Consider the following 22,214-nt stretch of genomic DNA (forward strand, 5'->3'; position numbering starts at 1 on the left):
TGCCCGCGGCTCCCGGGGACGAAACGGATACACGGGCAAGCCGGACAGCCGTAGGGCACCCGGGCGCGGGGTCGTCCGCGGCCACGGCCGCCCTTCGCCGGACCGCCCGCCGCCCGCCGCCCGGGGCAGGGCGGCCTCGAGGTCACCCCGGTGGACCCCGCCGACCACCTCCAGGGTCGGGAGCGGACGCAACCCCGGCCGTCCGGGTCGAAGCGGCCTTGGCAGCTTCGCTGATTCAGCCGTCGTACTGAAAGCGCGCCGGCTCGCCGAGCACCGAGCGGGCGCCGTCGAAGTCGGCCAAGCGGGCCGCCACCGTGGCCACGGCGATACGTTCGGGGAGGGCAGCGGAGAACTTCAGGCCGCGTACGGCCCGGCGGTCCACGTCAGGCAGGACGAGGTTCTCGCCGACATTCTCGCGGGCCACTCGCCAGGCCTCCGGGGTGAGATCCTCGCGCAGGCGCAGCCAGCTGTCGGTGGGCCGTTGCAGGGGGTCGGTGACCGACTGGAGGGTGGCCGCCAGGGTGGCGTTGGCACGGTAGCCGGCCCAGGTCCACCAACGGACGTCGGAGCCGGCGCGCGTGATCAACGTGCCGCCCGGGTGGACGGTGTCAGGTGCGTCGGTTTCGCGTTGTTCGGCCAGACAGGCCTCCGCACGTCGAGTGAGGGAGACGGGCGGCGCCGTGCCCAGCAGCACCTCGCGCATGGCGCGCGTCAGGGCGTACGACAGTCCGGCGACGCCGCCGTTCATCCATTTGGCGATTCCGCCGCCGTCGGCCGGCTCGACGAAGACGCGTTTACGCAGCCAGTCGATGTACGTGACCTGCCAACTGCGTCCACCGAGCAGCAGCCGCCTGGGGCCGGGGCGTTCCTCGGTGAGCACGCTCGGGTCGGTTCGGCCGATCTCCGTGCGTCCGGACAGGACGGTGAACTGCGGAGGTGCGGTAAAGGAGGCGGTGAGTTCGATGAAGTGCCTTTTGCCGAAGCGGCGTTCCGCCTCGGGGCCGACGAACAGCATCCCACCGTCGCTGTCGAGGAAACCCTCCTCGGTGAGGAACCGCAGGATGGGGGCAGCCGACTTGTCGAAGGGGGCGAGACCGTTCCACTGCCGGTCCCACAACTGGTCGCCGAGCTTGTGCTGTTGCAGGGTGACAGCAAGCAGTTGCTGGGCCACCAGATGACGGGGCTCCGGTGGAGGGACGACCGGTTCCACCCAGCCCCGCGACCACAGCAGCAACAGGCCCGCCGCCTGCAGCAGCGTGTCCTTGCGGGTGGTGAGGAACAGACAGTTCCGCACAGTCCCGGGACGGCGGCCGGTGCGGCCGATGCGCTGCAGGAACGAGGCGACCGAGGCCGGTGAGTCGATCTGGATGACGCGGTCCAGGTCACCGACGTCAATGCCGAGTTCGAGGGTCGACGTGGAGACGATGACGCAGTCGCGTGCCTCGGCGAACGCCTGCTCGGAACGGGTGCGTTCATCGACGGAGAGCGAGGCGTGGGACAGGAAGACAGTCACCTCGCGTGCGCGGAGTGCCGCGCCCAACTCCTCCACCTGGCGGCGCGAGTCGCAGAAGACGAGCCGCTTCTCCCCTCTGTGCAGCGCCGCGATGAGTTTGGCCGCATTGTCGAGGGAGCCGACGTAGTCGAGTTCCACTTCGCCCGCGGGCCTGCTGGACGGCTCGGGACTCGCCCTGCCGCCGTGTCCGCTGCCGTCTGTGTCCGGCAGGTGCACTCCAGGGGCGACCACCTGACCGGTGCGGCTGCGGACGCCGGCTCCTTGCAGCCATTGCAGCAACTCGGCCGGGTTGCCGACGGTCGCCGAGAGCCCGACGCGCTGGATGGGCCGTCCGGTGACCCGCTCCAACCGTTCGAGCACGGCGAGCAGGTGCCATCCCCGGTCATCCCCTGCGAACGCGTGCACTTCGTCGATGACGACAGCCCGCACACTCCCCAACAGGCGGGCGTGGTCGGTCTTGACGCCGATCAGCATCGCTTCGAGCGACTCGGGCGTGGTCAGCAGGATGTCCGGCGCCTCGGCTCGGATGCGCTGCCGTTGCGATTCCTTGGTGTCGCCGTGCCAGAGTGCGGCCCGCCGCCCCAGCCACTGGGCGTACCCGTCGACGCGGCCGACCAGGTTGTTGAGGAGTGCCTTGAGCGGGCACAGGTACAGCACGGACGTGCCGGTCCACTTCTGTTCGGTCATCGCCGACAGCAGGGGGAAGCAGGCCGCCTCGGTCTTGCCCCCCGCCGTCGGAGCCAGCAGCACGGCGTCCTGTCCCTCCATGAGCGGCGTGATCGCCGCACGCTGCAGGGGACGCAGATCGGGCCAGCCGAGGGTGTTGACGATGTGATGCAGGACGACGGCGTCGAGTCGGTCCAGAACGTCGGCATGCTCGTCACCCGTCCTCCCGGCCGGGAGTCCCGCGTCCGCCATCACAGCTCCAGGTCGATGTCATCGGCCGACGCAGGGTTTCCGGAGACCGTGGCGGCCAGGTTCCGCTCGACATCGGTGAGTTCGCTGCCGGAAACGGTGAGCCGGTAGTGCTGCCGGGGGTCGAAGTCGTCGAACTGGTCCACGCGGTCGAGGACGTCTCCGACGAGTTTCTTCAGGAACAGCCGGGGGGCCACGCCGACCTTCCCGCCCAACGCCCCGCCGACGGCCACCGCGAGGTCGGCGACGTACACGTCGTCGACCGCCTTCCGCACGCGCTCCGGCGCTTCTGCGGCATCGGCGTACAGGTCACGGATGGTGAGGCCGAGTCCGACCAGGGAATCCTGGTTGAAGCCGGGAAGCCTGATCTGCACGGCGCGAGGGTTGTCGAAGCGCGGGTCGGTGGTGAAGTCGGTGGCCAGCCGCTGGGCGAGCGGGGCCAGACGCTGCACGCCCTGCTGACCGTCGTAGAAGGCCGGGGTGCCCGTGATGACCAGGTAGAGGCCGGGGAAGCGGCCCGAGTGGACCTCGTCGATGAGCTGCCGCAGCGCGTTGAGTGCCTTGTCGCGGGCGTCCGACCGGACCCGCTGCAGCGTCTCCACCTCGTCGAGGACGACGAACAGCCCTGTGTGCCCGGAGTCGCGCAGCACGGTGAGGAGCCCCTGCAGGAACCCGAGGGCGCCGAAGTGGTCGAGGTCGCCGCGTACCCCGGCGGTCCGGCGGGCGGAGGCCGCGACGTGCGGCTGGCCGCCGAGCCACGCCAGGACGGCCGCGGCGGTCGCCTCGTCGCCGTCCGCGAGGGCGGCCCGGTAGCCGCGCAGAGCGGTGGCGAAGGACGGAGCGTGCCGGGAGACCTCGGCGAGCCGGGCGGCAAGCAATTTCTCCACCTCGGCCGGAAGCTCGTCCTCGGTCGCGCCGGCCGCGAGGGCGTCCTCCTCCAGTGCGTAGAACCAGGCATCGATCACGGGCCGCAGCGCGCTGGGCGGAAAACTGGAGGTGGTGAGCCGTTCGGTGAGCCGCCGGTAGACCGTCTCCAGCCGGTGCAGCGGGGTCTCGTTCTCCGAGACCTGGATCTCGGCCACGGCGAAGTTGCGGCGCTTGGCCCGCTCTCCCAGCCAGCGGGTGAAGAACGTCTTGCCGGACCCGTACTCACCCCGCACGGCCTTGAACACGGAGCTTCCGGACGCCACGGCGTCCAATTCCGCGTCCAGGGCCGCTTCGAACCGGTCGAGTCCGGTGGCCAGCAGGTCGAGTCCGCTGTCGGGTACGGCACCGCGCCGCAACGCGTCGATGACGGTGCGGCGGCGGGCGGCGCTCACCTGTGCGGGGCGCTGGGATCCGGTGGTGCTCACGGCAGCCAGTCTTCCATTTCCACCGGCACGCCCGTACGGGGACCGAAAGGCGGCCATCGATCGGTCCGCGCCGTACGCGGCGCCGTGGCAGGGCGCCTACTTCGTTGAATCGGTTGACGGTCACCCATAGACGCTGCTGGAATCACTCTCCGTACATACACCGGGGTGGGAGTGGGACGAACGTGGCGGCACTCGACAATGTGAAACTGAAGGACGTACTCGCGGATGTGGCGTCGGGCTCCTTACAGTTGCCCGACTTCCAGCGGAACTGGAAGTGGGACGACGACCGGATTCGCGCGATCATCGCGACGGTGACGCTGGACTATCCGCTCGGCGTGGTGATGACGTTGCAGACCGGCGGCGCCACCCGATTCCGCTCCCGGACGCTCACCGGAGCACGCCCGGACGGGGATCCGGCCGCGGACCTCCTGCTGCTGGACGGGCAGCAGCGCCTCACCTCCCTCTTCCAGGCCCTGTGGCTGGACGCCCCGGTGGAGACCGCGGACGCCCGCAACAAGCCCATCGAGCGGTGGTACTACGTCGACATCGCGAAGGCGGTCGGCCCGGCCGCGGACCGCGACGAGGCCATCCTGTCCGTCCCGGCGGACAAGGTGCTCCGCACCGACTTCAACCGCACGGTGGTGCTGGATCTGAGCACTACGGAGAACGAGTGCGCGGCCGGTGCCTTCCCTCTGCATCTCGTCTTCGACGCCCAGCGTGTGAACCAGTGGATGATGTCGTACGTCAAGGCGGACGAGGACCGGAACTGGAACTTGTGGGGGCAGTTCGACGAGTTGGTCCTCCAGCAGATCCGCGCTTTCCAGGTCCCGATGATCCGGCTTGCCGCCACCACCTCCATGGACGCCGTGTGCGCGGTGTTCGAGCGCGTCAATACGGGCGGCGTACCTCTGAACGTCTTCGAACTGCTCACCGCGACCTATGCCGGGGACCCCGAGTACGTGGACCGGACCGGGGACTACTACCAGCTCCCCGAGGTGTGGCGGGAGATCAAGCAGGCGCTGGCGGCCAAGTACCCGGTCTTCGGCCGTCTGGACGGCGGCATCGAGAACGGGCTGAGCAGCATCGACTTCCTGCAGGCCATCGCCCTGGTACGCACCTGGGAGCGGAAGCAGTCGGGCACGGGGGCGACGGTGTCGTGCAAGCGCCGGGATCTGCTGGACCTCCCGCTGGCCGACTTCGTCCGGCTGGCGCCGAAACTCGCGGAAGCCTTCGTCTGGGTGGGCGACTTCCTGGAACGGCAGTGCATCGTCCGCCCGAGCGACCTGCCGTACAAGACGCAGCTCGTCCCGCTCGCGGCCGTCCGTGCCATCCTCGACACGGCGCTGGACGGCCTGGGAGCGGAGGAGAAGACCGAGCAGTGGTACTGGTGCGGAGTCCTCGGCGAGATGTACGGCGGCTCCACCGAGACCCGCTTCACCCGTGACGTCGAGCAGCTGGTCCCCTGGATCGCGCAGGACGACCGAGCGCCCGACACCGTCACGGACGCGTTCTTCTTCGCCGACCGCCTCGACAGCCTCACCACCCGCAACAGCGCCGCGTACAAGGGCATCTACGCCCTGCTGGTCAAGCAGGGGGCGGTGGACTGGCACTACACGGACAGCCCGCTCAAGCCCGGCAGGCTGGACGAGTACAGCGTGGACGTCCGGCAGATCTTCCCCAAGACCTGGTTCCGGAGGGGCAACAGCCAGGACCTGCCGACGAACTCCATCGTGAACAAGACCCCTCTGTCCTACCGCGCGGCGTTGGACATGACCGGGGCGCCGGCGTCCTACCTGTCCACGATGGTCGCCGCCTCCGACATGCGCCCCGAGTGGTTCGACGATGTGCTCGCCACCCACCTCATCGATGCGGAAGCACTCCGCGACAACGACTACGAACGGTTCTACAACGACCGCTCCAAGCAGTTGCAGGACCTCGTACACGCCGCCATGGGCAAGAGGACCATGCTCCGTGACCTCGCGGAGGGCGACGCCCGATGACGACCGCACCGAACGGGCACGACCTCGCCGCGCTCAAGGGCAGCACCGTGCCCGTGCAGGACATCCTCGACCTGTTCCAGGTCAGAGTCCGCGATCACCGGACGGTGCACCGCATCTCTCAGGCGCTCACGGACGCCGGGCTGACGACACTGCCGGACTTCGCTGTCTGCGGCCTGCGCAGCAACGTCGACGTGGTGCCGCTCGCGTCCATTCCGGCGCAGGCCGCCCCCGCCGACGCGGAGGAGGACGAGACGGAGGAGGCCCTGCCCTCGGCCGCCCTTCCACAGCGTCTGCTGCTCGGGGACATCCCGTCGGCACGGCGCGGCCTGGTGTCCGTCGGTCCCGGAACGCCCCTGGCGCAGACCACATTCCTGATGCGCACGAAGGGCCTCGCGCAGGTCCCGGTGACCACCGGCATGGCGCAGATCCACGGGGTGGTCACCTGGGGGTCTGTCGCCAAGATGTACGAGGCGGGCAAGCAGCCGACGCTGGACAACGCGATGGAGAAGGACTCCCTCCCGGTCGCCGACACCCGCCAGGAGTTCTTCTCAGCCCTGCCGGTCATCCGCGAACACGGTTACGTCCTGGTCCGCGGCGACGACGGCTGCCTCTCGGGCGTCGTCACCGCCGCCGACGTCACGGATCGTTTCGAGGGCGCGGCACGGCCCTTCTTCATCGTGGGGGAGATCGAGTCCCTGCTGCGCCGTTGCCTGGGCGCGGCACTGGACGAGGAGACCATCAAAGCCGTTCAGACGAACAAGAAGGCCGAGCACCGCACCGGCCAGGTCTCCGACCTCATGTTCGGCGACTATCTGAGACTCCTTGACGGCGACCAGACGAAGACATCGCTGGCCCAGCGCGCCGATGCCAACTGGGAAGCCCTGAAGTGGCCCAACATGCCCAGGGAACGGTTCATCGGCCGCCTGGAACGAGTGAAGGACATCCGCAACCGGATCGCCCACTTCGACGAGAAGCCGCTTCCGCAGGAGCTGCTCGACGAGCTGACCACCTTCGCGAAGCTGCTGCGCGCGTTCGTAGCCTGAGGCGGTGGGTGGAAGTACCAGGAGAGGGGTGCCGCGTGGTGGGGCCGCAGACGTCTGGCACCTCGCAGCCCACCGCTCGGCCCAGGACGCCACCGGATACAGCTCCGGGGTGCCTCGCCGCGAACGCCGGAGGCACCCCGAACACTGTCAACCTGCTCTCAGGGCGAACTGCTCACGCAGCAGCGCGTCGTGGAGCCGTAGTGTGCGCCCGTCCGGCAAGGTCTCCAGCACCTGTAGGCCGTCGTAGTTGAGGAGCTGCCTCAGGACGGCGGCGAAGCCGTCGCCCCGGGCGGTGGGCATGCCCGCCCGCTGGGCGAGCGCGGTCACGGGCAATGTGCCACCCGCGTCGAGCAGGGCGGCGAGGGCCTTGTGGACCTGCTCCTGCTGCGGCTTGCGGGCCAGACCCTCGAGCTGGACCTGATACGTCTCCGAGTCGAGCAGCGCCGTGACGAGCGCCTCGGTCCGGGAGACGACGACCGGTGTGAGCAGGGCGTCGTCTCCTCCGGTGGTCAGCGCCACGTCGAAGAGCGCGTCGGGCAGTGTCCCGGGCTCGGGTTGCTTCTTCCGGGGTTTCGCCGCGCCCTTCTTCGGAGCCGCGCCGGCCGGCTGAGCCGAACGCTCGCCCGACACCGGCCTGCCCGTCTCCTTCGAAGCCCACCAGGGTGGCCGCTGGTCTCCCAACTCCCGCCACCCCTTGGGCGGTTCCGCCCCGAACGGCAGGAAGGCGAGCACCGGGATGGTGAACTCGGCGAGGGAGGCCCCGCCGTGGTAGCCGGCCTTGAGGGCGGTGTAGCGGGAGTCCGCGTCCCAGAGCGCGACGATGGACGCGCCGGGCTCGGGCCAGACCACACGCGGCCCGGACAGGGCGATCTCTCGTTCGCCGAGCGGGCCGCCGGGCAGGCGGTGGCGCGCGGACGCGGGCTCGGTGGCCGCGTCGGCCTTCGTTCCGTGCCGGTCGACGACGTGGCCGTGGTCGCTGGTGACGATGACGGCCATGCCCTGGGCCGCCGCGACCCGGAGCAGATCGCGCAGGCCTGGCACGTCGCCGACCCGCCAGGCCCCGTCACCGAGCTTCTGTTCCTTGGCGAGGCGGTCGTCGATGGCGTTGAGGACGACGGCGACGTGGGTCCTGCCGTCGGTGAGTGCTTCCGTGAGGGCGGGGCCGAAGGTGTCGCCCGCTGTCTCGGTGCGCAGGTCGTCCTTGTGGAAGACGGCGGCCGGTGACCCGCTCCACAGCTTCAGCGCGGGGAAGATCCTCTTCTCGTCGGCCTGGGCGCCCTTCATCAGGGTGCCCGTGAAGAGCGATGTCCGGGACACGGCCGTCACGGTGGGGAGGGCGGCGGCCATCGCCCGCCGACGCGGGGTGTCCTCGGCCAGCGGGTCGAACTCCGCCCAGGAGCGGCGCAGTTCCTCGCCGAGTTCGTTCGCTATGGCCGCGCTCATGCCGTCGAGCACGAGCAGCAGCACCCGCCGCTCCTCCCCGCGCCGGACGACGGGTCCGACCACCCGGTCGAGGAAGGTCTCGACGGTGAGCATGCCGCCGGGCCGGGTGCCGTCCCGTGTCCAGCCGGCCAGCGAGCGCGCGAAGGACGCGTCGATCTGCCGCCGCCGGTCCCTGACGCGCGTGCCGAGCGTGTCGTAGGCGACCTTGAGGACGGGGTCCGGGTCGCCACCGGCCTCGATGTGTTCCAGGGCGAGGTCGGCCCAGCCGGTCTCGGCGATGTGCCGCTGTATGGCGTCGGCGACGGTCGGTGCGTCGGCGGACGGGTCGGTGGCCAGCCAGAGAGCAAGACGCTGCCCCATGCGGGCGCGTTCGATGCGGGCGGACTCCTCCGGGTCGGCGGCGAGCCGGTGGTCCGCGAGCAGTCGGACGGCCTCCGTGAGCGCGGCCTCGTCGCCCGCCGCGAGTGCCTGGCCGACGGCGGTGAACCGGGCCTCCAGTCCGCCGCGCAGGACGGGGCTCGTCGCGACGGCCGCCTCCGCGCCGAACTGGCGGGCCAGGACGGCGGCCCGGTCGAGCACGATGCCGCTGGTGCGGCGCGCCTCGCGGGCCTGGTCGGCGTCGCCGCCGCCCCGGTGGCCGGCCGTCAGCAGCGTGCTCACGTACTCCTCGGCGGCCCGGCCGAAGACGCCCACCAGGGTGTCGAGTTGTTCGCCGACGGCCGGGGGCTGATCGCCGAGGTAGCGTTCGGCACGACCCCGTGCCTGGTACGTCTCGGGGGCGGGCTCCGCGTGCTGCCACAGGACCGCGCATACGAGGCCGAAGGCGGCGGCGTCCGCGCCGCGCTCGGCGTCGACGAGAGCGAGCAGGGCGCGTCCGGCGAGACCGGCCTGGTCCTCCTCGCCGAGGAAGTCGGTCAGCCCGGCGCGCTCGGGACCCCGCAGGCCCGGCAGCCGCTCGGGGGCTCCGGGCCGGGTCGACCAGTGCAGCAGGGTCTGCGCGTCGAGCCGGTCCTCGCCGGGGCGTCGGGTGCCGCCCTCGGTGTCGTAGCGGCCGAGGCGCAGGCGGCGCTGGGCGAGTGCGGTGAGGGCGTACTGCCGGGACAGCCAGCCGCCGGGCACCGGCGGCCAGCCGCCGGGCGGGGTGGCGTCGAGCAGGGCTTCGGCGGCCCAGTTGACGTCCTTCAGGCGCGGGTCGATCTGCCGGGCGCCGAACGCCTCCCGCACGACGTCCCAGCTGTCGACCATGTCGATGCGCTGCTTGTGGACGCGGGCGGTGATCGCCGGGTCGAGTTCGTTCTGCTCGCGGTCGGTGAGGACGACCAGGACGGCGGGGCCGGGGCGCCGGCCCGTCAGGTGGTCGAGGACGAGTTCGTGGACGGCGAGCGGTGAGGGAGCCACCGCGACGCCGGCCGTCCGGCCCTCGCCCCAGGCGGGTTCGGCGGGCCCGTCCCACTGGGGCGCGGACCGCAGCAGCACGACCCGGCGCCTGCCCCCGCCGTCTCCGGTGAGGGAGGTGGCGAGGGAGGACTGCGAGGACAGGTACTGGGTGACGGTCGCGGTGTTCAGCCGGACGGCGCCCGGGACGGCGGCGACGGTGTCCGTCATTCGACGACCTTCCAGGTGATCTCGATGGTCGCGTCGGGGTGGCGGGCGGCCAGTTCGGACAGTTCGGCCTGGAGGTCGGCGGCGGCGCGTGCCGCGGTCGTACGGCGGCCACCGGCCGTTCGCGCGGAGCCGCCGGAGGAAGCCGGTGTGGGGCTCTCCTGGGGGGCGTAGGGGATGCGCGGGTCGCTGGTCGGTGTGTTCAGGGACAGGTCGTCGGCCGTGCGCCGGGGCGCGACGGGCGCGGGCGGCGGGGTGGCGGCGGCCTGGCTGCGCTTCACCAGGGCGACGACCTCGCGCTGGGTGCGGGCCAGGGCGTCGCGCAGGTCCGCGGTGCGCTGGTCGTCGCGGGCCACGTTGCGCAGCGAGTCGAGCAGTGCCGCGCCCTCGGGGCCGAGTCCGGCCGCGAGTTCGAGGGTGCTCCAGGGCGCGGAGGCGACGGCCTCCGCGACGCCGCGGGCCTGCTTGACGGAGGTGCCGTACCGGTCGGCGCTGGTCTCGCCCAGGTCGAAGGAGGCGAGGGCCTCCACGGTCTTCTTCGCCCCGGCCGCGCCCTTGCCGGCCTCCGCCGTGAGCGCGTCCAGCAGTTGCAGGGAGCGGCGGGCGAGGGCGAGCCGTCCGGTGTCGGCGGTCTGGTCGAGGCCGAGGAAGGAGGCGTGGGCCTCCAGCTGGTGCACCAGGTCCGCCGCGTGGTCCCGGTGGGCGCGGGCGGCCTCGATGATCTGGCGGGCGAACTGGTTGACCATGCGGCCGCGCCGCAGGGCGGGAGCCTTCTGCCCGAAGATCGTCTCGAAGCGCTGCCGTGCCGTGTCCCAGTCGGACTCGGCGGGCAGCGGCTGGCTGCGCAGCGCGTCATGGTCCTTGATCGCGGACAGTTCGGGCGCGGGGTCGAGTACGGTGCCGCCGCGCACCCACACCCGGTCGTCCATCTCGGCGAAGGAGGCGACGACGAGCCGGGCGAGGAAGTCGGGCAGACCGCGCGGGTCGGGCTTGTCCGTCCAGTCGGTGAGGGTGATCAGGGACAGGTCCCCGGTGACCCCCTGGGCGCTGGCGAGCTGGCGGAAGTGGTCGGCCCAGTAGCGGGACAGCTCGAAGTACGCCTCCTTCTGCTGCCCGAGGCGCAGGGGTCCGGCGATCCGCTGCATGAGCTTGCGGTCGGCGGCCGGGACCTCCACCCGGCCGTCACGGGCTTCCGCGGCGGACCGGACGTGGGTGAACACCTTCTTGGTGTCGATCGACTTGACGGCGGTGCCGGTGCCGTCGGGGTCGAGGTCGGGGTGCGCCGGGTACTGGTGGGCGAGCAGCTTGCCCGCGACATGCCGGATGCCGTCGTGCAGGCTCTGCCCGAAGGACAGGGTGAGGCCGTCCACGTCGGGCAGTGGGACGAGGTGGTCGTCGAAGTCGGGTACGACGTCGGCGGCCTGCTTCTGGGCGAGCCCGTACGCCTGCTTGAAGGCGCCCTTGACCTGCTTGAGCAGAGCCTCGCGCTGGGTTTCGAGGAGGCCCTTGGCGCGGCTGCGGTTGTCGGCGTTGAGGTGGCCCGCGTACTGGGTGTCGAAGCGGTGCTCGTCGGCGAGGGCCTTGTCGATGACGACGAGACGCCGGAAGTCGGCGAAGCGCTGCGCGGACAGATGGGCGGGCAGCCAGGCGACGATACGGGACCGCTCGCCCTGCTGGCGCTCGCGCAGCCGCCGGATGCGGTTGACGTCCTCGACCGGGCCCCACTCACCCTCGTCGAAGGGGAGGTCTATGGCGATACGCCAGCGACCGTCCTCCTGGGGCATCAGGTCGTGGTCGGGCAGCTCGTCCTCGTCGGCGACGTTGCCGAACACGATCTCGGCGGTGCGGGAGGTACCGCGCCAGGTGAAGCCGAGCTGGTCGCTCAACTGCCCGTGCTCGACGCCCAGTTCCTCGGACAGCAGACGCCGGGCGAGGGCGACCCGGTTGCCGGGGTTGTCGTTGACCTGGGCGTTGGCGATGACGGAGTCCACGTCGACGCCGGACAGTTCCAGCCGTACGCCGGGGTTGGCGTCGGTGCCGGTCTCCTTGATCTCGGGGAACCGGGCCGCCCACTCGGCGACCTTGTTCTTGATGATGCCGACCTCGGCGCCCGGGATCGGCGCGAGGACCGACCCGTGGTTGAGCGCGCCGAGCCGCCGGATGGTCAGCTCGGCCAGGGAGGGCACGCTGGGCGCGAGCGCCGACAGCAGCAGGGTGCACACGAGCCGGTTGTCGCCGACGAACATGCGGCAGCGGTTGAGGCGCTGCGGGTCGGTGATGGCGTCGGGCCGGTTGACGTACTGCTCGACGTCGTCCTCGGTGATGTCGTACGAACTGAGCAGGTAGGGTCGCAGCTTGGTCTTGTAGAGCTTGTCGGCGGCCTCGAAGACGACCTTCAGGCTGTCGGTGAACGGCTTGTCGCCGCCCTTGGCGATCACCGGGTAGAGGTCGCCGACGGGGATGAGCTGCCCGAGCCGGATCTCGCCCCGGTGGTCGGCGAGGAGTTCGCCCATCAGCTTCAGACCGGTACGTGAGCGCTGCAGCGCGGACGAGATGTGGACGAGGGTGTCCATGAACGCCGGCGAGAACGGGTACGTCAGCCGGAACGACTCCGCGTCCGCGCCGGTCGTGCCCTTCTCCGAGCCGAGGAGGGTGTCCCAGACCTGGGTGCCGACCCGCTTGGTCTGCTCGAAGGCCGCGTCGATGAGCCGTTCCGACTCGGCGTCCTTCGGCTTGAGGATGCGCGCGTGGGCGATCTGTGGGAGGTTGCGGTCCTCCAGGGTGATCTTGTCGAACCGGCCGGAGGCCAGGTTCAGGGTGTCCTGGATGGAGGCCTCCGCCGCGCCGGACACCTCTTCACCGACGAGCTCACGCAGGTCGCGCTGGCGGGCGATGAACGACACGACGGGGATGGCGCGGCGGGCGTCGCCGCCCTCCACGAAGTTCGTGATCTTGCTCGCCTCGCGGGCCACGAACTTCTGCTCGTGGATGAGGGTCGCGAGCCAGAGGATCAGCTCGTCCAGGAACAGGATCAGGCCGTCGTAGCCGAGCGACTTGGCGTGCTCGGCGATGACGGACAGACCGGCGTCCAGGGAGATGAAGCCGTGCTCGTTCTCGACGGCGTTCTTGGCGAAGCCGGGGAAAAGGTTGGTGCCGGCGTCGTTGACCAGTTTCGCGCGCAACTCGGCCGGGGTGGAGGGATTGCGGAGGTTGAGCGGGGTGCCCCCCTCGTGGTTCTCCTCGGCGGCGAGGGCGGTGTCGAGGAGCCGCGGGGTCCAGGCGAAGCCCTCACCCCACTCGTCCGTTTCGCCGTCGCCCGCGTCGCCGCCGCCCAGGCCGCGGATGACAGCCTCGTCGCCGTAGGTGGCACGGTTGGCGCGGATGTCGGCGAAGAGGGAGTCGGTCCGGTACACCTGCGGGGTCGGGGCGTCCGGGTGCAGCTTCTTGACGTGCGTGACGTACCCGCCGAGCACCCGCTGTTCGAGGGCCTTCGCGCCGAGCATGTGGTACGGCACGAGCAGGAACCTCTTGCCGTCCGTGGTCAGCCACTCGTGCTTGGTCAGCACCGGGTCGAACTCGGTGCGGGCACGGGCTGCCGGGTCGGCGCTGAGCAGCGCGTACAGCACGGCCATGAAGTGCGACTTACCGGAACCGAACGAACCGTGCAGGTAGGCCGCCTTGGACCGGTGCCCGTCGAGCGAGGACTTGATGAGCGCCAGCGCCTCGTCGAAGTTCTCCAGCAGTCTCTCGGTGACGACGTAGTCCTTGAGCGCGTTCTGGGCGCCTTCGGGTGTCGTCGCCTCGGCGAGGGACAGCACGAAGTCCGAGGTGGAGATGTTCTCCTTGATGTCGATGACATCGCGGAGGAGGGGCGGCTGCTGGGCCATTACCGGTCACGCTCTCCATCTGGTGGTCTCCGCCACCGCTCGTCCTCGATCGTGCGGGATGTCCGCTGCCTGTTCGGCCGACCGACGGGGACAGCGAAGCCGACCGACCACAGCGAAGGCGGGCTGCTACCCACCCGCACCGGAAGCTTCCGGCCGCCGGGCAGGCGCTTACTCCCCCTTGCGCTGTATACCCGCCTTCATACCGATCGATCAACCGGCGGCCCTCGCGCCCCCGGCCACCGGAATCGGATCGGGGCTGCCGAAGACGTCTCGCTCCGCGACCCGTACCAAAAACTCGTACCATTGCAGTACCGTTTTCCAGTACCACCAGGAGAGGGTGCCGCAGATGACCATAAGCGCCAGCGAGGCCCGCAAGGATCTCTTTCCGCTCATCAAGCGCGTCAACGACGACCACACCCCCGTGCGTATCAGCTCCAAGAACGGCGACGCGGTGCTGATGTCCGCCCAGGACTACGACTCCTGGCAGGAGACCGTCTACCTGCTGCGCTCTCCCGCCAACGCCCGCAGCCTCATGGAAGCCATCGCACGGGACCGGTCCGGCGAGACCGTGATCACCAGGACCATGGCCGAGCTGGAAGAGCTGGCGGGTGACGGGTGAGAAGCGTCCACTTCGACCCGGCCGGATGGGAGGACTTCCTGTTCTGGCTCAGCTCGGACCGCGCCATGGCCCGCAGGATCACCCGGCTGATCGCCGAGATCCAGCGCACCCCCTTCACCGGCATCGGCAAGCCGGAGCCTCTGAAGGGCGACCTGTCCGGCTACTGGTCACGCCGGATCGACGACGAGCACCGGCTCGTCTACCGGGTGGACGAGAAGGAAGTCAAGATCCTCAAGGCCCGCTACCACTACTGAGGTCACCGCTCGCCCTTGCGGCACGCGCCGTCACGTCATCGGCCCGATCGGTACGTGTCCAGGAGCCGCCGGCCCGCGACCGTGAAGGGGTGATCGGGGCCCAGGCCGCGTTCCCGTCGTGCGACGACGTCGGTCATCAGCTCGATCGCCTCCTCCACATGGCCGAGCGCGGCCCGGGTCCGGGAGAGGAGCTGCCGGGCGGCGAGCACGATCGGGTACTCGGGCCCGAAGCGCCGCACATACGTCTCGGCGACCCGCCGGATCTCACGGTCGGACTCGTCGAAGCGGCCCAGGAGGTAGAGCGCCCACGCGTGGTTGTGCCGGGCGCCCAGTGTCACGGTGTGGTCGGGGCCGAGGGACCGCTCGCATTCCGACGGCAGCGTCAGCAGTGTGCCGCCTTCCTCGGTGACCACGTCGGCGGCGGGCAGCATCTCCAGCAGGCCGGCGCGGGCCCGCAGGGTCAGCGGATGCGTGGGGCCCAGCGCCGAGCGCCGCCCGGCGACGGTGTCGCGGAGCAGCGCGACGGATTCCTCGCGTCTGCCGAGGTTCGCCAGCACGAGCTGGAGGCCGTAGCCGCTGTCCGTGGTGTCGGGGTCCTCGGCGCCGAACAGGCGCTCCTGGGCCTCCCGGACCGCGCGGAGCGCCGCTTCGGCTTCGGCGTACCTGCCCAGCCGGAACAGTGCCCGCCCCGCCCTGGAGCGGGCGGCGAGGACCGTACGGTGGTCCGCGCCGAGGAGTCGCTGTGCGAGTTCCGCCGCGCTTCGGGCGGTCTCCCAGGCGGAGAGGTAGTCACCGGTCCGGTGCAGGGCGACCGACAGCCGGGTCGCGACGGCCAGGGCGTCGGCGGCGAACGGCCCGCCGATGTGCCCCAGCAGGGCCAGCGCGTGCGGTACCAGCAGGCGCAGTCGCGGATCGTGCGGCCCCGCGTCGGGTACGGCGGGCACGGCCGCGTCGAGCAGCCGGACGGCTGTCGTGTCGAGGGCGGGCACCAGGTCCGCGGGGGTCGCCGCCGAGACGCTGTCGAGAAGGATGCCGTGACTCTGTACGCAGCGCGCGCCGGCGGCGTCGACCAGTTCGGACAGCGACTGGTCGAGGAGGGCTCTGAGCGCTGTCTCGGTTCGGGCACGAGGCAGTACGGCGCCGATGTCGGCGTGGTTGAGCAGGGTCAGCGGCAGCGGCTCGGCGGCGAACCTGGCCAGCAGTCTGAGCAGGGCCGCCGCTTCGGGCAGCCCGCGCGCCTCGAACGCGTCGAGGGTCAGCTGCCAGGTCAGGCCGACCAGATGCCGGGGGTCCGCTTCGGACAGCGCGTCGGCACCCCGGTCGATCAGCTGGACCCGTTCGTCTCCGTCGAGCTGGTCCCCGTAGACGTCCAGCGTCCAGGGGTCGATGACCTGGTGGGAGAGGAATCCGCCCGCCAGGGTGAGGGCGAGGGGCAGCCGCCCGAGCCGGTCCGCGACCCGCGCCGCCTGCTCCGCCGTACCGCTGTGCGGGGCGAGATCGCGCAGCACGAGCGCGGCGTCCTCCCGTGGCAGTACGCCGATGTACTGCAGCTCGGCGCCCGGCCACCACCGGGCCGCCGCTCGCCGTGTGGTCACCAGCACGGTGCCGCGCGGGCTGGTGCGCAACCAGTTGCCGTCCCGCAGGATCTCCGGCTCGTCGGTGTTGTCCAGGACCAGTAACCAGGGTTCGGCGGAACGGTCGAGATACGTCCAGGCGAGATCGGCGGCAGGTCTGAGGCCGTTGCGTGCGGCGAGCAGTTCGCCGTCACCCGCCCCTCGGTCCGCGGCGACGGCGAGCATGCCGGCGCGCAGGCTCGCACGGTCGGAGGCGTTGACCCACAGGCCCACCCGACCCTGTTCTCCGGTGACCTCCTGGAACAGGGCGCAGGCGACGGCCGTCTTGCCCGAGCCGCCCATGCCGTACAGCACGTAGACCTGCCCGCCGCGCTCCGCCTCGACGCTCGCCCGCAGGCGCTCCATCACCTCGCTGCGGTCGCGCAGCGCGACGGGGAGCCGGCCGACCGCCGGGCGACGCACCGAGTCCGGCCCGCCGAGCTCCGGCCCGTCCCCGCCGTAGTAGTGGTGCTCGCTGATGTGCTGGTCGCCCCGCGACTGGTAGACACGTCCCTGGTCCTCGGCGTGGCCGTCCGTCCCGCCCGTCCCGCCCGTCATCGCTCTGCGATGTGCTGGTCACGTCCGGCTTGGTAGACCCTGGCCTGACCGGACGCGGTGGCGTGCTGGGTGATCTGCCGGGCGGCCGAGCCACCTGGATCGAGTTGGTCCAGCAGCGCGCGCATCTCCTCGACGGCGGCAGGCCGGGCCACGAGCAGCCGCCGCACCAACCCCTGCCACTGAAGGCGTAGTTCGTCCAGGGTCTCCTGGTCGTCGGCCGCCACGGCGGTCAGCACGTCCTCGCGGCCGGCCTCCAACTCGGCGGCGACGATCTCGGCGCGCTCGGGTTGTGTCCGGCGCCAGAGCTGTGTGATCCCGTCCCGCACACGGTGCCAGGCATCGGTCGCCATCAACGTGACCAAGGTGGCCCCCGCGCTCTGCGCGAGCAGGGTCACTTCTGAGTCCACAGCCGCCCCTCCGTTCACCCGATTTTCCGACAGCACAGATGGAAAGTGCCACCTGTCAGGCGTTGACATGATTTTCTTTCCGATCAATATCATTCCAGCCCTGAGCGACATGAGACGAGGAGGAGCCAATCCTCGCCATTACCCCAGTGGGCTGGTTCCAACACATCGTCAGACAGGCAAGTTGCACGCTACAGTGAGGCATCCCGACAGATCGAGGGGGCGATGGGAAATGGCCAGGCCATGGGAAGCGGATCCGGACACAGGTTTTAAACAGCGACTGGGAAAAACACCCCAGGAACTCGGAAACACCACCGGAACTCCTGACTGCCCGGACATCTGGGAACTCACCAACGGCGACATCGCCGTCATCGGCCGGGACCTCACCCGGTCACTCGGCAGGAACCTGCCCGACGGGGTCTCGATCGGGTCGGACGAACGCCTCGTGGTCATCCCCAGGAACATGCTCATCGCGGCGAAGCCGGACATCCCCAGTGTTTGACTCCTTCCCCGGCGGCACCTCCGAACGCCTTGACCGCCCCACGTACCACGCGGACTTGGGCCGGCTCTACACCAACGGGATCGGCTTCCTCAACAAGCTCGAGCGCGGCCAGCACTTCAAGGAGCGCGGCTTCCCGAGCTGGGAGGCCTTCGCCGACGGCGACTGGGAGAGGGCCCTGTCCCTGGCCGACGAGAGGCGTGAGGACTACGCCCGGGAAATCCGGCGGGCGTCGGAACTGGGCGTCACACACCGCCGCCTCCGGGTCGTGGAATTCCCGGTCACGCCGTATGTGCAATGGGAGTTGTTCGTCCTGCGTGTGCGTGTGGACGTGGGCGACGACATCAGGGTTCTCGACGCTCGCGATATTTCGGACATCGAGCGGAGTCGCCCGGTTCCAGAAGTAGTGATTCTCGGCGATGCGGTCATGTATGAGGTCGTTTACGACGAGGACGGAAATGCGGCCGGAGCCAACCGCTACACCGACCGCTCACTGATCCGGGAAACGAACGCCGGATTCGATGCGCTTTATGAGCGTGGTGAGGGATTCCACGATTTCTTCGACCGGGAGATCGTCACCCTGGCCCCGCCTCAGGTGTCCGGCGCTCAGACTTGTTTTCGCGGTTCGCGGTGATCAGGGAGGCGGGGTGCCGAGCGAGCCCTCATACCAACAGATCACCGCCCCCGGCGGCGATGACGAGAACGCACGCCGCCTCGGGCCACCCCTTCGGCATTCAGGAGAGCGCTCGCCCTGTCATGACTGAGGTTCCTCCAGCTTGATGGCAGTGGTGTCCGCGCCGTGCTGGTCAGCGTGTGCTGGGGCGAAAGGTCCGTGGTCTTCCACGACTTCGCCCTCCACGACTTCCCCATCCATCACTCGGCGCGACGGCTCCGCCAGCGGCAGGCCGGCGAGGTGCTTCTTGAGCCTCTTGGCCATCGGAAGGAAGGTCGCAAGAGTGAGCCCGCCGGAGACAACGGCCCCGACGAGAGGGATGGCCTTCGAGACGGCCTTCGCGAAGGACTGCTTCGTCATCTGGACGCCGAGGTAAGCCGCGACCTTTTTCACTATCGGGTAGATGACACCCTGGGTGAGTGCCTTCTGGGGCAGTTTCTTGGCTACTTGCTTCGACATCATCCCCGCGACCTTCCCCACGGCGGTGTTCGCCGACTGGGTGCCGAACATCACGCCGAAGAACAGCGTCAGCACCCCCATGGTCGCGTCATCGACGTCATCGCCGTCGTCGGAGAACAGGTCGGGCCAGCTGTAGAGGTAGGCGAGTTTCTGCGCGATACGCACCATGTGGCCGAAGTACTGGGCCAGGTCGGCGGGCACTGTGGCGGGAAGGGCGAGGACGCCGGGGATCCCGGCAGCGGCGGAGAGAGCGCTGACCTTGCCGGTCTCGAAGCGGATGGAGTCGTTGGCCACCTTGTCGAGAACCTCGACAGGGATGCCTGCCGCAGCGGGGGTCTCTTCTATCGCTCTCCGGATGTCGTCCTCGGAGCAGTGCCGAGCCAGCGCACTTCGGAGGTACGTCTCCCTGTTGATACGCACGCCGGGAAGCTTCGCTGCCGCCAGCAGCACCGCGGAGAAGCGCGACTCGGGGTTCTCGATGTCTTTGCCCTGTTTCATAGCAGGAACTTACAGTAGCTCCGTGCCCCAAGGGCCCTACTGTGTCAGCTCCGTTCGGGCCTCGTTATGTGAGTGGCAGTGGCGTGCGGGCTGGGTGCATCACGATGTCGATCGTCACTTGGGACAGCGACCGCCGTTGTGAATCGAGCGTCTCTGGGCGGACGTTGATCGCCGTGGCAGCCAGCGCCTGCGCGGCACCCGGCGAGCAAGGCGCGAGGGCTGCTAAAAGTGCTGCGGAGGCGGACATGCACTGGGCCCTCGGCACATGCCACAGCGTCCCGCACTCGAAAGGGAGTTCACCATGCCCTTCATCTCAACCCCACACGGGGCCCGCCTCGCCCGCCGACTCCTCGGACGAGCCGTCGCGGATCGAAGCACGAAGACGCGCTCGCCCGTTGTCCGTCACGGAGCGACCGCGCGGACGAGGAGCGTCCCGATGTGCCCGGGGTGAGGCGCGTCGAGGACCCGCGCGTCGGCCGTGGCGAACCCGGCCCGGGTGAGTAGGCGCTCCCAGACGGCCGGGCGGTAGCTGTAGCGGTAGGTGAACATCGCCTTCCCGGCGAAACCTCCCTTGTACATGCCCTGCGGCCCGTACGCGCCGGGGATGGCCGGCGGCTGCGAGAACACGAAGACGCCGCCGGGCCTGAGCCGTTGGCGGACAAGGGGGAAGAGACGGCACGGGTCTGTGAACCAGGCGGCTCCGAAGATCGAGTAGACCGCGTCGTACACCTCCTCGTGCTCGCTCAGGTACTCCAGCACCTCGGAGCACACGAACTCCGCGCCGGTGCCGTCCCACTTCGTGGTGGTCTTCTCGACCATGACGGGAGACAGATCGACACCCCGAGCGGCGATGCCGCGCTCAGCAAGGTGGGCGAGGGTGCGGCCTGTGCCACAGCCGATCTCCAGTACGGAGCGCGGGTCGCCCAGCAGCTCCGGGCCGGGTCCGTGACCGGCGTACTGGGTCCAGCAGAAGCCCGGCTCCGCGTCTTCCTTGAAGGCGGAAGCGGCGAAGGTGTCCCACAGCTCCGTCTCGGCGGCGATGTCGTGTTGTGCGGGCAAGTCGATTCCTCTTCGCAAGGGCTGGCCCCTGTCCTCCTGGGGACCGAGGACAGGGGCCAGCGTAGGACTGTTCAGTGGCTGTCGGGGACCTTGTTGTCACACGGCGAGCAGTCCGTGCCGTCGATCGCCCACAGCTCCTCGTCGATGTCGAAGCCGATGGACTTCAGGAAGTCCGCCGTGCGCAGGCACAGACCGTCGCGACGGCGCTCGATGAACGGGGCGTGGTGCTTGTAGCGGCCCGCGTTGTACGCCTCGCAGAGGGCCCACCACACGGGTGTGTCAAGGATGAGCTGGTGAACGCCGATGTCGACGAGCTTGCCGACCCCGAGATGGACCTCCGGGTGCTCCATGCAGCCGATGGTGTACATGACGGCGTTGCCGAGGACGCGTTCGGCCATGTCGCGGACCATCGTGTGGTCGCGCAGCAGCAGGGCCACTTCGCGGTCCCAGAGGGTCATGCCGCCGTCCAGCACGTTGATGGTCAGGTGCTTGATGCGGGGCTGGACGGCGTTGAGGAGTTCCTTCGGGTCCCGCGTGCGGGTGCTCACGGGCCGGTCGAGCGTGACGGTCATGGACTGCTCCTTCGGACAAAGGTCGTGCTTGTTCGGATGCGAGCCCGTGCCGCCTGTCGGCCTCTCCTGGGCTGGAAGCGCGACACGGGCGCCTTGCATCCCGCTCCGACGAGGGCTACTGGCTGTCCTGGCCGGAACGGGCGACTTGGTTGGAGCCCTGGCGGTTGCAGCTGGCACAGGCAGGCGCAACGGCACACGAGCCGACATCGATCGCGAGCGAGGGCAGTACGAGGCCTGCCTGAGAAAGTCCCGCCTCCAAAGCCTCTACGGCCGCGAAGGGATCGGCGTCCTGAACCTGTTGCGCTGTAGCCATGAACGAGACCGTAAGGAAAGGCAGGGACTGGGAGACAGAGAAGTTCCTCGAAGTTGCTTGACTTCGCGGGTGAGTTCCCCGAAGTTCCTCATATGGCCCGTCTGAACAGCTCGCATGAGGCACCGCCCTTGGGGAGGCTTGACCCATCGATCCCCCGCGAAAGGAACTACTCATGGTGCGACGGCTGCGCTTCAACGGGACGGGTAGCGGCGTCAATGGGTGTCCGTCTGTCCATGAGGACCTCGACACGGGCGAGGTCATCGTGCACGGCCCGCCGCTCACCGACCCCGAGGACATCGCCCGACTCCGGCACCTGGGCGAGGGCGAGGTGCCGGTCGTGGTGCCACGCGAACTCCTCGTGGATTGGGGGCCCAAGGACATGACCCGCAAAGCGAAGTTCATCGACCTGGACGAGTTCGACCGGCTCTTCACCCAGTTCGAGCACACAGCCTGGCGGCTGGAAACTCGGCGTCGCTACGCGTCGGACGAGGTCACCGAGACCTACGCCCAGTTCACCCGAGGTGAGCCGGTGAACTGGGACGACCAGGACTCGGAATGGTGTGCCAACCGGCGCGCACAAGCCGCGCTCGGCAAGCGGGTGGGACGGGTACGCATCGTCGACAACCCGCCCACGACAGGTCAGCTGTACTTGCTCGACAACGCACGCCGCAACAGCGCTGTCGGCGAGCGGATCATGAATCTCCGGCGCGTCGACGCCGACCGGCTGAACCTCCCCTTCGAAGACTTCTGGATCTTCGACTCGCGGATGGTCGCGTTGCTCAAGTTCGACGATGCCGACGACCTGGTAGGTGTCGAACTGATCACGGAGCCCGCCAAGGTGGTGCGGTACTCCATGGTGCGCGACGCGGCCATGCACCACGCCGTCCCGTACGAGGAGTTCGCGGCCGGCCCGGCCGTGAAGGAGTGACAGAAACAGG

The 22,214-nt window shown here is 69.7% G+C and carries 16 protein-coding genes; 7 read left to right on the plus strand and 9 right to left on the minus strand.

Going from position 1 to position 22,214, the window contains the following annotated elements; genetic code table 11:
* Window positions 1-235 precede the first annotated feature (235 nt).
* Together QQM72_RS30720 and brxD are read right to left on the minus strand one after the other, a co-directional pair.
* A complete protein-coding gene (locus QQM72_RS30720; protein WP_314224096.1) occupies window positions 236-2,431 on the minus strand; it encodes a DEAD/DEAH box helicase in 2,196 nt (731 codons plus the stop codon).
* A complete protein-coding gene (brxD, locus tag QQM72_RS30725; protein ID WP_314224097.1) occupies window positions 2,431-3,780 on the minus strand; it encodes a BREX system ATP-binding protein BrxD in 1,350 nt (449 codons plus the stop codon). The genes QQM72_RS30720 and brxD overlap by 1 nt, the downstream gene beginning before the upstream one ends.
* Window positions 3,781-3,962: 182 nt before the next feature.
* Here brxD and QQM72_RS30730 point away from each other — a divergent pair, with 182 nt between their 5' ends.
* Both QQM72_RS30730 and QQM72_RS30735 read left to right on the plus strand, forming a co-directional pair.
* Window positions 3,963-5,780 (plus strand): GmrSD restriction endonuclease domain-containing protein, encoded by a 1,818-nt coding sequence (locus QQM72_RS30730; protein WP_314224098.1) that lies wholly within the window; start codon window positions 3,963-3,965, stop codon window positions 5,778-5,780.
* The gene (locus tag QQM72_RS30735; RefSeq protein WP_314224099.1) at window positions 5,777-6,823 is read left to right on the plus strand and encodes a CBS domain-containing protein; all 1,047 of its coding nucleotides are present in this window, start codon (window positions 5,777-5,779) and stop codon (window positions 6,821-6,823) included. The genes QQM72_RS30730 and QQM72_RS30735 overlap by 4 nt, the downstream gene beginning before the upstream one ends.
* 147 nt (window positions 6,824-6,970) lie before the next feature.
* Here the strand turns inward: QQM72_RS30735 and pglZ are convergent, their stop codons facing one another.
* The gene (gene pglZ / locus QQM72_RS30740; RefSeq protein WP_314224100.1) at window positions 6,971-9,871 is read right to left on the minus strand and encodes a BREX-2 system phosphatase PglZ; all 2,901 of its coding nucleotides are present in this window, start codon (window positions 9,869-9,871) and stop codon (window positions 6,971-6,973) included.
* Window positions 9,868-13,755, minus strand: coding sequence for a BREX-2 system ATPase PglY (pglY, locus tag QQM72_RS30745; protein ID WP_314224101.1), 3,888 nt, complete (start codon window positions 13,753-13,755; stop codon window positions 9,868-9,870). The genes pglZ and pglY overlap by 4 nt, the downstream gene beginning before the upstream one ends.
* Window positions 13,756-14,101: 346 nt before the next feature.
* Between pglY and QQM72_RS30750 the strand changes: the two genes are divergently transcribed.
* Together QQM72_RS30750 and QQM72_RS30755 are read left to right on the plus strand one after the other, a co-directional pair.
* The gene (locus QQM72_RS30750) at window positions 14,102-14,374 is read left to right on the plus strand and encodes a type II toxin-antitoxin system Phd/YefM family antitoxin (protein ID WP_093774788.1); all 273 of its coding nucleotides are present in this window, start codon (window positions 14,102-14,104) and stop codon (window positions 14,372-14,374) included.
* Complete coding sequence (locus tag QQM72_RS30755) at window positions 14,371-14,628, plus strand: Txe/YoeB family addiction module toxin (RefSeq protein ID WP_093774786.1); 258 nt, start codon at window positions 14,371-14,373, stop codon at window positions 14,626-14,628. The genes QQM72_RS30750 and QQM72_RS30755 overlap by 4 nt, the downstream gene beginning before the upstream one ends.
* Window positions 14,629-14,663: 35 nt before the next feature.
* On the opposite strand, the gene QQM72_RS30760 is transcribed toward QQM72_RS30755, so the two are convergent.
* On the minus strand, window positions 14,664-16,799 hold the full coding sequence (locus QQM72_RS30760; protein WP_314224103.1) for a tetratricopeptide repeat protein: 2,136 nt from the start codon (window positions 16,797-16,799) through the stop codon (window positions 14,664-14,666).
* Window positions 16,796-17,206 carry a hypothetical protein gene (locus QQM72_RS30765; RefSeq protein WP_314224104.1) on the minus strand — a complete coding sequence of 137 codons (411 nt, stop codon included), beginning with the start codon at window positions 17,204-17,206 and terminating at the stop codon, window positions 16,796-16,798. Before QQM72_RS30765 ends, QQM72_RS30760 begins: the two co-directional genes overlap by 4 nt.
* Window positions 17,207-17,435: 229 nt before the next feature.
* Here QQM72_RS30765 and QQM72_RS30770 point away from each other — a divergent pair, with 229 nt between their 5' ends.
* Window positions 17,436-17,705: a hypothetical protein gene (locus QQM72_RS30770; protein ID WP_314224105.1), complete on the plus strand. Its 270-nt coding sequence runs from the start codon at window positions 17,436-17,438 to the stop codon at window positions 17,703-17,705.
* A complete protein-coding gene (locus QQM72_RS30775; RefSeq protein WP_314224106.1) occupies window positions 17,698-18,336 on the plus strand; it encodes a DUF6879 family protein in 639 nt (212 codons plus the stop codon). Before QQM72_RS30770 ends, QQM72_RS30775 begins: the two co-directional genes overlap by 8 nt.
* Window positions 18,337-18,456: 120 nt before the next feature.
* Here the strand turns inward: QQM72_RS30775 and QQM72_RS30780 are convergent, their stop codons facing one another.
* The 3 genes from QQM72_RS30780 to QQM72_RS30790 all read right to left on the minus strand — a co-directional run bounded on the left by QQM72_RS30780 (window position 18,457) and on the right by QQM72_RS30790 (window position 20,963).
* A complete protein-coding gene (locus tag QQM72_RS30780) occupies window positions 18,457-19,332 on the minus strand; it encodes a hypothetical protein (RefSeq protein ID WP_314224107.1) in 876 nt (291 codons plus the stop codon).
* Window positions 19,333-19,734: 402 nt separating this feature from the next.
* Complete coding sequence (locus QQM72_RS30785; protein ID WP_314224108.1) at window positions 19,735-20,391, minus strand: class I SAM-dependent methyltransferase; 657 nt, start codon at window positions 20,389-20,391, stop codon at window positions 19,735-19,737.
* A gap of 71 nt (window positions 20,392-20,462) precedes the next feature.
* Entirely contained in the window at window positions 20,463-20,963 is a 501-nt protein-coding gene (locus QQM72_RS30790) for a hypothetical protein (protein WP_314224109.1), read from the minus strand.
* 485 nt (window positions 20,964-21,448) lie between these two features.
* Between QQM72_RS30790 and QQM72_RS30795 the strand changes: the two genes are divergently transcribed.
* A complete protein-coding gene (locus QQM72_RS30795) occupies window positions 21,449-22,204 on the plus strand; it encodes a DUF6879 family protein (protein WP_314224110.1) in 756 nt (251 codons plus the stop codon).
* Window positions 22,205-22,214 lie beyond the last annotated feature (10 nt).

The sequence above is a fragment of the Streptomyces zaehneri genome, from assembly GCF_032248645.1.
GTDB classification, from domain to species: Bacteria; Actinomycetota; Actinomycetes; order Streptomycetales; family Streptomycetaceae; genus Streptomyces; species Streptomyces coriariae.